Annotated in this window: 10 protein-coding genes; 2 read left to right on the top strand and 8 right to left on the bottom strand. The window is 65.9% G+C overall.

The window, feature by feature from the left end; translation table 11 throughout:
* Positions 1-7 precede the first annotated feature (7 nt).
* Positions 8-1,042 (bottom strand): diacylglycerol/lipid kinase family protein, encoded by a 1,035-nt coding sequence (locus GVM20_RS08560; protein ID WP_166546788.1) that lies wholly within the window; start codon positions 1,040-1,042, stop codon positions 8-10.
* A gap of 191 nt (positions 1,043-1,233) precedes the next feature.
* On the bottom strand, positions 1,234-1,674 hold the full coding sequence (locus tag GVM20_RS08555; RefSeq protein ID WP_166546787.1) for an Lrp/AsnC family transcriptional regulator: 441 nt from the start codon (positions 1,672-1,674) through the stop codon (positions 1,234-1,236).
* Between the two features lie 137 nt (positions 1,675-1,811).
* Here GVM20_RS08555 and ald point away from each other — a divergent pair, with 137 nt between their 5' ends.
* A complete protein-coding gene (ald, locus tag GVM20_RS08550) occupies positions 1,812-2,906 on the top strand; it encodes an alanine dehydrogenase (protein ID WP_166546786.1) in 1,095 nt (364 codons plus the stop codon).
* A 163-nt stretch (positions 2,907-3,069) separates the two neighbouring features.
* Entirely contained in the window at positions 3,070-5,844 is a 2,775-nt protein-coding gene (locus tag GVM20_RS08545) for a TIM-barrel domain-containing protein (protein ID WP_166546785.1), read from the top strand.
* Between the two features lie 9 nt (positions 5,845-5,853).
* Here the strand turns inward: GVM20_RS08545 and GVM20_RS08540 are convergent, their stop codons facing one another.
* The 6 genes from GVM20_RS08540 to kdpB form a co-directional block, all read right to left on the bottom strand.
* Positions 5,854-8,019 carry a catalase gene (locus GVM20_RS08540; RefSeq protein WP_166546784.1) on the bottom strand — a complete coding sequence of 722 codons (2,166 nt, stop codon included), beginning with the start codon at positions 8,017-8,019 and terminating at the stop codon, positions 5,854-5,856.
* Between the two features lie 96 nt (positions 8,020-8,115).
* The gene (locus GVM20_RS08535; RefSeq protein ID WP_166546894.1) at positions 8,116-8,799 is read right to left on the bottom strand and encodes a response regulator transcription factor; all 684 of its coding nucleotides are present in this window, start codon (positions 8,797-8,799) and stop codon (positions 8,116-8,118) included.
* Positions 8,792-11,443: an ATP-binding protein gene (locus GVM20_RS08530; protein WP_166546783.1), complete on the bottom strand. Its 2,652-nt coding sequence runs from the start codon at positions 11,441-11,443 to the stop codon at positions 8,792-8,794. The genes GVM20_RS08535 and GVM20_RS08530 overlap by 8 nt, the downstream gene beginning before the upstream one ends.
* Before the next feature lie 9 nt (positions 11,444-11,452).
* The gene (gene kdpC, locus GVM20_RS08525; RefSeq protein ID WP_166546782.1) at positions 11,453-12,007 is read right to left on the bottom strand and encodes a potassium-transporting ATPase subunit KdpC; all 555 of its coding nucleotides are present in this window, start codon (positions 12,005-12,007) and stop codon (positions 11,453-11,455) included.
* 14 nt (positions 12,008-12,021) lie between these two features.
* Positions 12,022-13,680 carry a potassium-transporting ATPase subunit KdpA gene (kdpA, locus tag GVM20_RS08520; protein ID WP_199799520.1) on the bottom strand — a complete coding sequence of 553 codons (1,659 nt, stop codon included), beginning with the start codon at positions 13,678-13,680 and terminating at the stop codon, positions 12,022-12,024.
* A 20-nt stretch (positions 13,681-13,700) separates the two neighbouring features.
* Positions 13,701-15,695 (bottom strand): potassium-transporting ATPase subunit KdpB, encoded by a 1,995-nt coding sequence (kdpB, locus tag GVM20_RS08515; protein ID WP_166546892.1) that lies wholly within the window; start codon positions 15,693-15,695, stop codon positions 13,701-13,703.
* Between the last annotated feature and the right edge of the window lie 12 nt (positions 15,696-15,707).

Here is a 15,707-nt window from a genome sequence, read left to right as displayed (position 1 = left end):
GCACCGCTCATGGCGCGATGAAGGCGAGCTCCGGCCCCTGCTCGATCAGGTAATCGCCTGCCGGGAACGCCTCGCCATCAAGGATGAACTGATCGTCAATCGACAGGCTGAACTGGGTCGCGGCGAGTTGGTGAATGCCGCGCTCACGCAGGGAGCCACGCAGCTTGCCCAGCAATGCCAGTGGCACTAGCGCGGTGGTGCGGCGCGAAATCTGGTCGACCGCGACGAGCTTCAGCCCGCTCTTGAGCGCGCCGAAGGGCTTGATCCCGGCGGGCAGACGTTCCAGCGTCGAGGCGAACAGCAATTGCCGCATTGCGGGATCGCCATGGCCGCTATGCTCCATCGGTGCATCCGAGGCGCCGAGCCCGATCTGCATCCGCGCACCCTTGCGCCACGGATTGCTCCGCCCGGCAAACAGCGATTGCGCCAGCGCCCAGAGACCGGTGACCGCCACGACCATGCTGTCAAACGCGCCAAGCTTGTGCGCGCTTTGCCCGGCCTGAGTCGCCTTGCTGAAAGCTCCTGCGCCGAGGATGAAGCCCGCGACGCGCGAACCGGGCTCATCCATCCGCGACACGGCCATCGGGCGGCGCCACACACGGGTGCCGTGATCCAGCGCGTCAATTGCGTCTTGCAGCGTCCAATCGTCCGGCACGCCGAGATCGACGGTGAGCGCGTTGGTCTTGCCCTTGGGGAGCACGGCAATCGCGGGCCATTCATCGCCAAAGATCGTTTGTCCGCAGGTCAGCACGTCGCGCACGGTGCCATCGCCGCCGTTGATGACCAGCAGGTCGATCCCCTTGGCGGCGAATTCCGCTAGCGCCAGCGGCAACTGCCCCCGCTCACGCGGCTGGGCGATGTGGACATGCGGACACACGCCGCAGTCGAAATCGGCGCCGAGATTGCGGTGGCTGCGCGGATTGTAGATCACGCCGACCGTGGGCGCCTGACCCACGTCACGCACCCGCCGCGCGCGGCCGCGCGGTTTGTCCGCAGGGTCAACCCGCGGGATTTGCGCAAATTCGTAGATCGGCGTCGCCATGTGCGTCCTATACTTGTCGGAAAACTAACTTTCTACCGCAATCTTGACCCGGAACTGTCACAGCAGCCTTGCGAGATCGGCGATCTGCCCCGAAAAACAAGGGGGCAGGGCGACGGAAGCAAGGTGATTTGCGACGGGTGTCTCGACGGCACTGGTTGCGCTGGAGGGCGGGGCCGTCCGAGCAGCGCAGCCTAATCGCCGCCTTCCAATGTACGGATGGTGAACTGGCTTACCAGCCGCTGCACGCCCGGTAGCGCGGAGAGAATCTCGCGGTGGATCCGCTCATAACTGTCCTGTTCGCGCACCAGCACCTTGATCAGATAGTCGGATTGCCCGCTCATCAGATAGGCTTCGACGATCTGCGGCGTGTTTGCCATGGCGCTCTCGAAGGCGAGCATCGTCGCCTGCCGCTGATCGGTGAGGGTGACCTGCACGAACACGGTCGAAGGGTTCCCCCGCGCCGCCGCTGACAGCCGCGCCCGGTAGCCAAGGATCGCGCCGCCTTCCTCAAGCGCCTTGACCCGCCGATGCGCGGCAGAGGGCGAGAGGCCAACCCGCTCGCCCAGCTGCTCGCCAGTCAGGCGCGAGTCTTGCGCCAGCAGATCAAGAATTTTCCGGTCGATGCCGTCCATACGCGAGATTTCTGCGCCAGTCGGGAAGCTTGTGCAAGAATTTCTCACATACCCGACCCGCGATGCCGATCATTGCGAAGAACGCGCATGGCCCTTCTGCTAAAGGCGCGGCAGAGAGATACAGCAGGAGAGATACCATGCGCGTCGGCGTTCCCACCGAGATCAAGAACAACGAATACCGCGTCGGCCTGACCCCGGCAGCGGTCGCCGAACTGACCCGCGCAGGGCATGAGGTCGTGGTGCAGAGCGGCGCGGGTCTTGGGGTGGACTTCACGGATAGCGCCTATGTCGCGGCAGGCGCGGCGATCCTCCCTGATGCGGCAGCGGTGTTCGAAGCGGCCGAGATGATCGTGAAGGTCAAGGAACCGCAGGCCGTGGAAGTCGCGATGCTGCGCCCCGGCCATGTGCTGTTCACCTACCTCCACCTCGCCGCCGACAAGCCGCAGACGGAGGGCCTGATGGCCTCGGGAGCGACGTGCATTGCTTACGAGACTGTGACCGCGCCCGACGGCACCCTGCCGCTTCTGAAGCCGATGTCCGAAGTCGCAGGCCGGATGTCGGTGCAGTGCGGCGCGCATTACCTTGAGAAGCATCAAGGCGGCCGCGGCGTGCTGCTCGGCGGCGTTCCGGGCGTGGAGCCGGGCAAGGTCGTGATCCTTGGCGGCGGGGTTGCGGGTGTGAACGCGGCGCAGATGGCGGTCGGCCTGCGTGCGGACGTGACGATCTTGGACATCTCCAACCGCCGCCTCGCCGAACTCGACATGGTGTTCGGCAACCAGATTCGCACCGCCTTTGCCTCCTCCGCCGCGATTGCCGACGCGGTGGCGGGCGCTGACCTGGTGATCGGCGCGGTGCTGGTACCGGGCGCCGCCGCGCCCAAGCTGGTGACGCGCGCGATGATCGCCAGCATGCGCCCCGGCACAGTGGTGGTCGACATTGCGATCGATCAGGGTGGCTGTTTCGAAACCAGCCATGCCACGACCCACGAAGACCCGGTGTTCGTGGTGGACGGCGTCATCCATTACTGCGTTGCCAACATGCCCGGCGCGGTGGCGCGCACCTCGACCATGGCGCTCGGCAACGCGACGCTGCCCTTCGTGCTGAAGCTGGCGAACATGGGCGCCGACGCAGCGATGGCGGCTGACCCGCATCTGGCGGCCGGACTTAATGTGTCGGGCGGGAAGCTGCACATTCCCGCCGTGGCCGAAGCGCTGGGCCTGCCGCTCGGCTAAGCGGCTGAGGCCGGGGTTGCACCGCCGCGCCCCCACCACTAGCCTGTATCCTGGGAGTTCGCGGCAAAAGCTGCGGTGAAAGGACGGGGGCTGACCTGTGCAGGGATCAAAATTGGTAGCGGTAACATGGAGGGTGCTCGCAGGTTTTGCGGCATTGGGAGGTATGCTTGCGGCCCAAGCCTCGGCTGGCGAAGTGCAGCAGGTGACGCATGGCATGATCGTCACCACCGATGCGGGCGAGCAGGTACGCGTGCTGGCCTATGCCGATGGCACGTTCCGCATCACGGTGGCCGAAACCCTGCCCGATGGCCGCCCGACCGCAATGGTGATCGCCGATGCGGACGGCACGCCTGGGTTTCGGCATGAGGGCGAAGTGGCCACGCTGGTCATGCCTCAGGCCTCCGCAGCGGTACGTCTTGCCGATGGCCACATCGCGATCCGCGACCCGCACGGCGCGATACTGCTGGACGAATATGCCCCCGCGCGCCGCCTTGCCCCCGTCAGCATCGAAGGCCAGCCATGGCTCGCCACCCGCGTCCAGTTCAACCGCGGTACGGACGAGGGGCTTTACGGCCTCGGTCAACATCAGAACCGCCAGATGAACTACAATGGCGAGGATGTGGAACTCGCCCAGCACAACATGGCGATTGCCATTCCCTATCTCGTCTCCACCAAGGGCTACGGCATCCTGTGGGACAACGCCGCGATCACACGCGTCGGCGATCCTGTACCCTATGCCAAGCTGGCGCTGGACTGGCGGGCGGAATACTTCCTCGGCAGCCGCAAGGTGCTGGAGCGGGCCGAGAGCGCGGTCGACTATCAGTACCTCAAGGATCAGTCCCGCTGGCCCGCCGAAGCGAAGGCGGCGACGGTGGCCGCGACGACCGGCCAGAACACGCAGGGCAATGCCGTGGAGACCCAGCGCGTGGTGTGGACCGGCACCTTCTCCCCGGACAAGGCGGGCATGCACAAGTTCCGGCTCTATTCCTCGTCCTATGTCTCGGTGTTCGCGGACGGGAAGGAGGTGCTCTCCCGCTGGCGGCAGAACTGGAACCCGTGGTACCATAACTTCCAGCTCGACCTCGCGGCGGGAAAGCCCGTGGAACTGCGCATCGAGTGGGAGCCGAACCAGGGCTATATCGCGCTCGAACACGCAGACCCCTTGTCGCCCGAAGACCGTCACTCGGTCAGCTTCGCAAGCGACGCGGGCAAGGCGATCGATTATTATGTGGTCCCCGCCCCAAGCATGGACGACGCCATCGCCGGATACCGCCGCCTCACCGGCAAGGCGCCGATGATGCCGCGCTGGGCCTATGGCTTCTGGCAATCACGCCAGCGTTACAACACGCAAGCCGAAGTGGTCGGCGTGATGCAAGCCTATCGCGACCGCAAGATTCCCATCGATGCCATCGTGCAGGACTGGTTCTACTGGCCCGAAGACAGCTGGGGCTGCCACTGCTTCGACCCCGCGCGCTTCCCTGATCCGGCCGCGATGGTCGATGCAGTCAAGGCGCTGAATGGCCGGGTGATGATCTCGGTCTGGCCCAAGTTCTATCCCGACACCGCCCACGGCAAGGCGCTGCGTGAGCGCGGGTTCCTCTACGAACGCCCGCTCGACGCGGGTCAGCGCGACTGGGTGGGGAAGGGCTATGCCAACACTTTCTATGACCCCTATGTCCCGGAGGCGCGCGCGCTTTACTGGAAGCAGATGCAGGACACGCTCTTGCCGCTCGGCTTCGATGCGTGGTGGATGGATGCGACCGAACCCGACTGGCACTCGAATCTCTCGGTCGCAGAGCGCGCCTACCAGATGACCTCGCCCATCACCGGCGTTCCGGGGGCGGCGATCTTCAATTCCTACCCGCTGGTGCATGCCGAGGGCGTGGCCGAGGGGCTGCGTCAGGCCCAGCCTGACACGCGCCCCTTCATTCTCACGCGCAGCGGCTTTGGCGGGATTCAGCGCGCGTCCTCCGCACTGTGGTCGGGCGATGTCGCCGCGCGGTGGGACGATCTGCGCGACCAGATCAGCGCGGGCCTCAACCTGAGCCTTGCGGGCGTGCCCAACTGGACGCACGATATCGGCGGCTTTGCGGTCGAGGATCGCTTCAGCAAGCAGGACCCCGCGCACCTGCCCGAATGGCGCGAGCTTTACTTGCGCTGGTTCCAGTTCGGCGCGTTCTCGCCGCTGTTCCGCAGCCATGGCGAGTTCCCGAGCCGCGAGACCTACATCGTCAGCGAAGGCGATCCGGTGATGCTGGACGGGCTCACGCACTATCACCGTCTGCGCTACCGACTGCTGCCCTATATCTACACGCTGGCCGCCGCGACGCATTTTGACGATGCGACGATCCTGCGCCCCCTAGTGATGGATTTCGCCAGCGACCGGAAGGCTTTGGAGATCGACGACCAATATCTGTTCGGCCCTTCGATCATGGCGGCGCCAGTGACCGCGTTCGAAGCCCGATCGCGGCAGGTCTATCTGCCGGACGGGTCCGACTGGTACGACGCGCTCACCGGCAAGCCACTCACGGGCGGCCAAACCGTCAGCGCCGCCGCCCCGCGCGAGCGGATGCCGCTCTTCATCCGGGCGGGTGCGATCATTCCCGTCGGGCCGGACGTGCAATGGTCCGGTGAGAACCCACAAGGCCCGCTGACGCTCCACGTCTTTGCCGGGGCCGATGGTCGCTTCACGTTCTACGAGGATGCGGGTTCCGACATGGGCTACGCCCGCGGCGAACTCGTTCGCATCCCGATCAGGTGGGACGACGCCGCGCGCACGCTCACGCTGGGCGCGCGCGAAGGGAGCTTCCCCGGCATGCTGGAGACGCGCCCGATCACTGTGGTTCTCCATGAGGGAGAAGCGCAGGGCGAGGTGTTCGACCAGCGCGAGGGCCGGACGTTGACGTACAACGGCCAGCCCCTCGCTATCGGACTGTAGCGCTCGGGATTACGCCAGATCGCGTACCTTGGGTTCGCGGTGCCAGTGACGGATGGGGCCGACGCCCATGAAGTCCTCGGGATCGACGATCCCGTCGTCAGGCTCGATATTGGCCTTGGGCAGCAAGTGCTGCCGTGTTCCGCCGCAGGCACCGATGGTCTTGCAGTGGTACCAGGCGTCCGCAAACCATGCGACCGCGCCGACATCGCCTGCCAGTTTCTCGGCACGTTCGGGCATGAGGATGGCCACGACCGCATCGAACAGCACGGACGGCGACCCAGCAAGCTGGCCGTTAGCCTTGAGCGTACCGCCCTTGACCTTCAGCGGCCCGATCTTCGGTGCGACGAGGAACGCCGTGCCGCCTTCCTTGACGATGTCGGCCACCAGTGTGTCGATCATGGCCTTGCTTGAGCCTTCGTCGAACAGGATGCCGATCTTGCGGCCCTTGAACGTCGGCTTGGCGCGCTTCTGGATCGACAGGGCATCCGAGGTTCCCAGATCAACCGGCTTCTTCGCCGCAGGGGCTTTCTCGGGCAGATCAATCCCAAGGCCGTCCGCCACACGCTGGGCGAGATCCTCGTCAATATTGCGCAGCCGGGCAATCACCGCCGGCGGGATGTGCGGGATCAACACCTTCGACAGCTCGAACACCAGTGCCGAGGCGATGTGCGCCTGTTCGTTCTCGGTTTGCGAGCGATAGAACATCTGCGCCTGGCTGTAGTGATCGGCAAAGCTTTCCGCCCGTACGCGCAGTTTCTCGGTGGGGTCGTTGCGTTCTGCGTTCTCCCGGAACGAGGTGAACCCGGTGTCCGGGCACGCGCGCGGACCGCCATCTTCACCCGCTTCGGCCAGCGAATTGGGCTCGTAATTGGCGCGCCCGGTGGGCACGAGCGTCTGCATCATCCCGTCGCGCTGCATATTGTGGAACGGGCACTTGGGCGCGTTGATCGGGATCTGGTGGAAATTGGTGGTGCCGAGCCGCGACTTCTGCGTGTCGAGATAGCTGAACAACCGGCCCTGCAGCAGCGGATCGTTCGAGAAATCCATGCCGGGCAGGATATTGGTCGGCATGAAGGCGACCTGTTCGGTCTCGGCAAAGAAATTGTCGACATTGCGGTTGAGCGTCATGCGCCCGATGACCTCGACCGGGATCTCCTCTTCCGGGATCAGCTTGGTCGCGTCGAGCACGTCATAGGGTTGCTTGGCCGCCCATGCCTCGTCGAACACCTGCACGCCCAGCTCCCACTGCGGGAAATCGCCGTTATCGATCGCTTCCCACAGGTCGCGGCGATGGAAATCGGGGTCGGCGCCAGCGATTTTGACCGCCTCGTCCCAGGTGGTGCTTTGCAGGCCGAGCACCGGCTTCCAGTGAAACTTCACGAAACGGCCTTCGCCTGCCGCATTGATCAAGCGGAAGGTGTGGACGCCGAATCCTTCGATCATCCGCAGCGAGCGCGGGATGGCGCGGTCTGACATCGCCCACATGATCATGTGCATGCTTTCAGGCATCAGGCTCACAAAATCCCAGAAGGTGTCGTGCGCACTGGCGGCCTGCGGATAGCCGCGGTCGGCCTCCATCTTCACGCTGTGGACGAGATCGGGAAACTTGATCGCGTCCTGAATGAAGAACACCGGGATGTTGTTGCCGACGAGATCCCAATTGCCTTCGTCGGTGTAGAGCTTGACCGCAAAGCCCCGCACATCGCGCGGCGTATCCACGCTGCCCGCGCCCCCGGCAACGGTCGAGAACCGCACGAACACCGGGCAGGTGTTGCCCTTTTTCTGGAACAGCCCGGCGCGGGTCCATTCGGGGATCGCGCGGGTCACTTCGAAGGTGCCGTGGGCGCCCGAGCCACGCGCATGGACGATCCGTTCGGGGATGCGTTCGTGATCGAAGTGGAAGATCTTTTCGCGCAGCACAAAGTCTTCGAGCAGGGTCGGCCCCCGCTCGCCTGCGCGCAGCGAGTTCTGGTTATCGGCGATGCGATGACCGTGGTTGTCGGTCAGATGGGCCTGGCTTGCACTGTGATCGCCATCGGACGGAATATCCTGATGCAGTTCACCGGCGTTGCCTTCGTTTGGCGCGAAGGCCGCCGAGCCGCTGCCCGGCTGGTGTTCGCGTAGGGCGTTATCCGTTGCGGGTGATGTTTCACCGGGGGCTTTGCTGCGGGGCATCGGGGAATTCCTCCGGTTCACGTCAATGGGGAAACCCACGGATTACCGGTGAACAGGATCGAGCACCCTAAACGACTTTAGCGTAGTGGTTGAGCGTCAGGACTCCGCCACCCGGTAACCCACACCCGGCTCGTTGATCAGCAGCCGAGGGGTCGCCGGTGCAACTTCCAGCTTGCGCCGCAGGGACCGGATCGCAACCCGCAGATAGTCGAGATCGTGCCGGTGCGCCGGGCCCCACACCTGTTCGAGCAGGCTCTCATGCGTGACCACGCGCCCGGGCCGGTCGGCGAGCGCCCATAGCAGGTTGAATTCGCGCGGGGTCAGTTCGGCCCGCTCGCCGCGGACGATCACCTCATGCGTATCGCGGTCGATATGGCCGCCCGCAAACTCGCGCCGGTGGACATTGATGAGCGGCCCCGCCTTGCGCCTCAACGCCGAGCGAATGCGGGCGAGCAACTCCTCGCTGTCGAACGGCTTGGTGACAAAATCGTCCGCGCCCAGGTCGAGCGCGGCGACCTTCTCCTGGGTCGCGTCACGCGCGGTCAGGATGATGACCGAGAGACCCAGCGCCGCCAGTTGCGGCACGATCTCCAGCCCGTCGCGGTCCGGGAGGCCGAGATCAAGCAGCGCCACCAAGGGTGCGGGGGTCGCCTGGGCATATCGGAGCGCTTCGCCCGCATTGGCAGCTTCGGCATGGGTGATCCCCGCCCGGTCAAGCGCGCTGGTCAGGAGCCTGCGGATTGAAGGCTCGTCATCGATGATGAGAACGTCCTTACGCATCATCAGTGGGGCGTAGCGCTTCGCTGCCGCTTGCCGCAACCGGCAAGGTCACAACAAACGCCGCGCCGCCGCCTTCGCGATTGCTGGCGGCTATGTGTCCGCCGAGCGCCTCGGTGAAATTGCGCGCGATCCACAGGCCAAGGCCGGACCCGCCGACCCGGTCGCTTCCTTCGAGGCGTTCGAAGCGTTCGAACAGGTTGGCGTGATCGGGTGGCAGGCCGGGGCCGCGATCCCGGACGGCGCAAGTGACGCCATCGGGCGCTGTGTCGACCGCAACTTCGACGCGGGTGTCCTCCGGCGCAAACTTCAGCGCATTGTCGATCAGGTTGATCAGCACATGACGCAGCAAGACCGGGTCGCTCATGATCAGCGGGCACTCCGGTGCGATGCGCGTGTCGACCCGGCCGCCATCGCGGTCCTGTCTGAGATCGCGCAGGACCGCCGCGACCACGTCGGTCAGATCAAGCGTTTCAAGCCGCGGCTCGATCGCGCCATGTTCGATCCGCGAGGCTTCAAGCAGGTCGCCCAGAAACCGTTCGAGCCGCCGCGCTTCGGTCCGCGCGATCCGCACTTCTTCGGCATAATCGCCGGTGGCCGGAATCGTCTCGGCAGCGGCGATCACGGCCGTCAGCGGGGTGCGCAGATCATGGGCGATGCTGCCGAGCAAGGCGCCGCGCAGCCGGTCACGTTCACGCAAGCCGTCAACCTGCCGCGCATCTTCTTCCAGCACCAGCCGTTCATGGGCGAGCGCCGTCTGATCGATCAGAGAGGCCAGCAGGGTGGCATCGTCCGCGCGGATCACGCGGCCTTGTTCGGGCCGTGCCACGCCCAGCGCGCCCATGATTCCGAGCGCCGTCTGGAGCGGGTGGAACTGCCAGTCGGACGCGTTGAGCGTGCCGGTATCGCGGCCGGTCGCCTGCCCATGCTCCAGCGTCCAGCGCGCCGCGGCTTCGTCCACCAGATCGAGCCGCGGGAAGCTGTCGTTTCCCCGCACAACCATGTGACCCGCTTCGTCGGCGACGATAATCGCCTGGACGCCCAGCAGCGCGCCGATCTCGCGACAGGCGACGCGCGCGGTTGCGTCGCGGTCGGACACGCCGCCAAGCAACCCGGCAAACCGTGCGAGGCTGGCGTTGAGGCGCGCCACTCCGGCGCTGGTCTCGGCCTGCCGCCGCACCTTGCCTGCGAGCGCCCCGATCACGCCCGCCACCAAAGCCAGCGCGGCAAAGGTAAGGATGTCGCCAGCACTGGTGATGAACAACGTGAAGCGCGGCGCGGTGAAGAAGAAATTGTACGCCAGCGCCGCGAACACCGCCGCCCATAACCCAGCTTGCAAGCCGATCATGCTGGCTGCGACAATCACTGGCAGCAGCAACAGCATGTCGATCGCGCTGGCAGGAAGCCACGTCTCCGCCAGCCACAGCGGCACCATCATCGCCATCACCAGCATCAGCGCCAGCGCCGGGGCAGAGTAGGGATTGGCCTCGCGCACCGGCGCGGGCCTCTCGTCCGCCTCGTCCAGCGGGACGACCTGAACCGCGATCCCGCGCGCCTTGCGGATCACATCCTGCGCGATGGAGCCATGCCGCCACTCGAACCAGCGGCTGCGGCGGCTCTTGCCAACCACGATCTGGCTTGCGCGCAGTTCCCGCGCCTGATCGACCAGCGCCTGAGCCACGTCCGTTGCGGCGACCGTCATCAAGCCTGCGCCCAGCGACGAAGCCAGCGCGAGATTCTCGGCCAGCTGTTCGCGCTGGCTGCCCGCAACCCCGCGCGCGCCGCCGCTCTCGACCACGACGGCGGTCCAGGACGCATGGGCAAGGTCGGCCAGCCGTTTGGCATGGCGGATCACCCGCGCCCCGCCCTTGCCGGGACTGACCGCGACGAGCAGGCGTTCGCCCACAGCAAAGTCGCCCTCGGCCGGGCTGATAGCGAGATCGTCGAGCAAGCGGCGGTCGACCGATCCCGCCGCAAACCGCAGCGCCAATTCGCGCAATGCGGCGAGCTTGGCCGGGGTGAAGAAGTTGGCGAGCGCTTGTCCGGCGGTTTCGGGCAGGTAGATCTTGCCCGCATGCAACCGCTCGATCAGCGCTTCGGGCGGGAGGTCGACGAGGATGATCTCGGCGGAATCAAGGATGCTGTCCGGTACCGTTTCGCGCACCCGGACATGGGTAAAGCCGGCGACGATATCGTTGAGGCTTTCGATGTGCTGGATGTTGAGCGTGGTGGCGACGTCGATCCCCGACACCAGCAGTTCGGCCACATCCTGCCAGCGTTTGGGGTGGCGGCTGCCGGGGGCGTTGGTGTGGGCCAATTCGTCGACCAGGATCAGGCCGGGACGGCGCTCCAGCGCGGCGTCGATATCGAATTCGTCGAGAGAGTGGCCCTCGTAGGTGACCGTTTTGCGGGGCAACACCGCGAAGGGTTCGAGCAATATTGCGGTCTCGCTGCGGCCGTGGCTTTCGGCGATGCCGACGACGACATCCACGCCCTCACCTTGCCGCCGCGCCGCATCTTGCAGCATCCGGTAGGTCTTGCCGACGCCGGGCGCCGCGCCGAGATAGACCGTCAGCCGCCCCCGCGCCTCGCGCTGTGCGAGGCGCAGGAAGCGCTCGGCATCAGTGGTGGGGCGCGGATCGTCCATTGCGTTCGCCTACTGCTCCAACCGGTCGAGCGCCAGATTGAGTTCGAGCACATTGACGATCCGCTCTGGCGCGAGCGTTCCGCCGACGCTGGTCGCCTGACTCTCGACGAGCTGCTTTATCGCTGCCGGGGTCAGGCCGCGCGCTTCGGCGACGCGGTCCACCTGATACAGCGCCCCGGCAAGGCTGATGTGGGGATCAAGCCCCCCGCCCGATGCCGCCACAAGGTCGCCCGGGATCGGGTTGGCCGCCGTCGCGCCATAGGCGGCGATCGTATCCTGCGCGCGGGCGGTGAGATCCGGGCTGGTCGGTGACTTGTTGCTGCCCGCCGCACCCATCGCGTTGTAATCGGGTGCGGATGGCCGCGGCCAGAAGTAGCGGGGGCTGGTGAACTTCTGGGCGACAAGCTCGCTGCCCACCGCCTTGCCTTCGACCGCGATAATCGAGCCGTTGGCGCTGTAGGGCGTGACCCCTTGCGCAAAACCGAGGATCAAGGCGGTGTAGAGCACCACGCAGACGAAGAAGGTCACCAGCCACAGGCGGATCGAGGGAAGAATGTATTGCATCGCGACAGTGCTCCTCAGCGCATCAGGGTGACATGCTCGGCAATCGGGCCAAGCGCGGCGGCAGGGAAGAAGGTCAGCGCGCCGAAGATCAGGATGGTGATGAACAGCATCACCCCGAATGTCGGCCCCTCGACGCTCAGCGTGCCCGCGCTCTCGGCGCTGCGGCGCTTGGCCATCAGCGAGCCGACGATGGCAAGCGGGACGATGATGGGCAGGAAGCGCGCGATCAGCATGACAAGGCCGGTGGCGATGTTCCACGCCGGGGTGTTGTCGCCCAGCCCCTCGAAGCCCGAGCCGTTATTGGCGGCGGCCGAGCTGAACTCGTAGAGGATCTCCGAGAAACCGTGCGCGCCGGTGTTGTTGAGGGTGTCGAGCCCCCAAGGGGTTGCTGCGAACAGCGCCGTGCCGCCGAGGATCAGCAGCGGGTGGCTGATGAGGGCGAGGACGACGAGGCGCATCTCGCGCCCTTCGATCCGGTGCCCCAGATATTCGGGCGTGCGGCCGACCATCATCCCCGCCACGAACACGGCGAGCGCGATGTAGAGGAACATGTTGATCATGCCCACGCCGACCCCGCCGAAGGTCTCGTTCAGCCACATCCCCGCCATCGGCACGAGGCCGGTGAGCGGATTGAGGCTGTCGTGCATCGCCCCGACCGATCCGTTGCTGGTCGCGGTGGTGATCACGGCCCATAGCGGCCCCGTGATCGCGCCGAGACGCAGTTCCTTGCCTTCGAGATTGCCGACATCCTGCTGCACCGGAAGGTCGGCAAAGGCCATCGTCGGCGCGCTTTCGAAGGTGACGGCGGCGGTCAGCTTGATCGCCAGCAACGCAGCCATGACGCCGAACAGCACCATCGCATGGCGGGGGCGGTTGATCATCTTCCCGAACATCCACACGCAGGCCATCGGGATGATGATGATCGCGGCCAGTTCAATGAGGTTCGCCCAGAAGCTCGGGTTTTCGAGCGGGTGGGTGGAGTTGGGGCCGAAGAACCCGCCACCATTGGTGCCAAGCTGCTTGATCGCAACAAAGGCCGCGACCGGCCCGCGGGCGATGGTCTGCGCCGCGCCCTCTAGGGTCGTGACCGTCGCCGCGCCTTCCAGCGTCATCGGCACGCCCGACAGCGTGAGCCATACGGCAACGATGATCGCCAGCGGCAGCAGAATCAGGAAAGTCGCGCGCTGCACGTCGAGGAAGAAATTCCCCATACTCGCCTGCCCGCCAATCCCCCGCGCCACCGCAGCAAGTGCGGCGATGCCGGTCGCGGCCGAGACGAATTGCAGCCACATCAGCCCGCCGAGCTGCGCGAGGTAGCTGAAGGTGCTCTCGCCCGAATAGTGCTGGAGATTGGTGTTGGTGACGAAAGACGCGGCGGTGTTGAAGATCAGGTGCAGACTCGTCGCGCCTTGTCCGTCTGGGTTCAGCGGCAGCAGGTGATGGGTTGCCAGCAGCGCGAAGACGAAGACGAACATCACCACATTGAAAGCGGCAAGTGCGAGCGCATAGGACTTCCAGTCCTGCTCCCCTGCGCCGCCGGTGAAGGTGGTGAACAGCCGGTCGGCGCGGGCGAAACGGCCCGAAAACAGCGCGGCCATGTATGTGCCGAGCGGCCAGGACAACAGCGCGGTGCCGCCGATGACGAGCGTGATGGTGAGAATGCTTGCAAGCATGGGTCAGGTTCCTTTGCGGCTCAGGCGAGGCCGAGGCCGGCGACCGCGAGGTCGATCAGCTTGATGCCGACGAAGGGGGCGATCACGCCGCCGCCGCCATAGATCGCGAGGTTGCGCAGCAGTTGGCTGGCAGCGGGCATGGGGCGGTAGGCCACCCCTTTGAGCGCCAGCGGCACCAGCAGCGGGATGATCAGCGCGTTGAAGATGATCGCGGACAGGATCGCGCTCGAAGGACTGGCCAGTCCCATCACATTGAGCGCGCCCAGCCCCGGATAGAGCACCACGAAGATCGCGGGCAGGATCGCGAAATACTTGGCGACATCATTGGCGATCGAGAAGGTGGTGAGCGCGCCGCGGGTCATCAGCAATTGCTTGCCGATGCCGACGACCTCGATGAGCTTGGTCGGATCGCTGTCGAGATCGACCATGTTACCCGCCTCGCGCGCGGCCTGGGTGCCGGTGTTCATGGCGACGCCCACGTCTGACTGAGCGAGCGCGGGGGCATCATTGGTGCCATCGCCGCACATGGCGACCAGCTTGCCCTCGGCCTGTTCCTTGCGGATGTAGGCGAGCTTGTCCTCGGGCGTGGCTTCGGCGAGAAAATCGTCGACCCCTGCCTCGGCGGCGATAGCGGCGGCAGTCAAGGGGTTGTCGCCGGTGATCATCACGGTGCGGATGCCCATGCGGCGCAGTTCGACGAAGCGTTCGCGGATGCCCGCCTTGACGATGTCCTTGAGGTGGACTGCGCCGAGCAGCCGCCCGTTTTCGGTCACGGCCAACGGGGTGCCACCGGCTTGCGCGATCTTGTCGGTGATGCGGCGCAATTCAATCACCGCGCTCTCCGGGAACTCCCCGAGCTTGAGAACGGCATCGACCGCACCCTTGCGGATGCTGCGACCCTGCTGGTCGATGCCGCTGACCCGGGTCTGGGCGGTAAAGCCCACCACTTCCGCATCAGGCGCTAAGGGTTCGCCCTGGCCCGCAAGAACCACGATGGAGCGGCCCTCGGGCGTCTCGTCGGCGAGGCTGGCCAGGCGGGCGGCGGAAATCAGGTCAGCCTCGGCCACGCCGGTCAGCGCCACGAACTCGCTCGCCTGCCGGTCACCGATGGTGATGGTGCCGGTCTTGTCGAGCAGCAGCGTGCCGATGTCCCCCGCTGCCTCGACCGCGCGGCCGGATTTCGCGAGCACGTTGAAGCGGATCAACCGGTCCATGCCTGCAATCCCGATCGCCGAGAGTAGCCCCGAAATCGTGGTCGGGATCAGCGCCACGAACAGCGCGATCAGCACGGGTACGGCGATGCTGCCCCCGGCATAGGCGGCAAACGCAGGCAGCGTGCCGACCGCGATCAGGAACACCAGCGTCAGCCCGGTGAGCAGGATCGTCAGCGCGATCTCGTTGGGGGTTTTCTGGCGGCTCGCGCCTTCGACCAGCGCAATCATGCGGTCGAGAAAGCCGCTGCCGGGTTCCGCCGTCACCTTGATCTGGAGCTGATCGGAAATCACGGTTGTCCCCGCCGTCACCGCCGAGCGATCCCCGCCTGCCTCGCGGATCACGGGCGCGCTTTCGCCGGTGATCGCGGCCTCGTTGACCGAGGCGACCCCGGCGACGACCTCGCCATCGGCAGGGATCTGCTGGCCTGCGACCACCAACACCACGTCGCCGCGCTGGAGCTGGGTGGCGGGGATCTGTTCTGCCGCGCCATCGCGGCCGATGCGGTAGGCGACCAGCTGATCCTTGGTCGCTCTCAGGCTCGCCGCCTGCGCCTTGCCGCGCCCCTCAGCCAGCGCTTCGGCGAAATTGCCGAACAGCACTGTCAGCCATAGCCAGAACACCAGCTGGCCTTCGAAGCGCGGATCGCCCGTGCCCATCGACAGGTTGTAGAACAGCACCAGTGTCGCTGCCGCTGCGGTCACTGCGGTGGCGAACATCACCGGATTGCGCGCCAGCGTGCGCGGATCGAGCTTGGTGAAGGCGTCGCGGATGGCGGGTCCCACCAGCGCGCGGTCGAACATCCCGGCGCTTGC

Origin of the sequence: Porphyrobacter sp. SLTP (assembly GCF_009905735.1) — a bacterium.
Classification (GTDB): Bacteria; Pseudomonadota; Alphaproteobacteria; order Sphingomonadales; family Sphingomonadaceae; genus Erythrobacter.
Note: the sequence above shows the minus strand (reverse complement) of the source record. Positions and strands in the feature narration are given on the sequence as shown.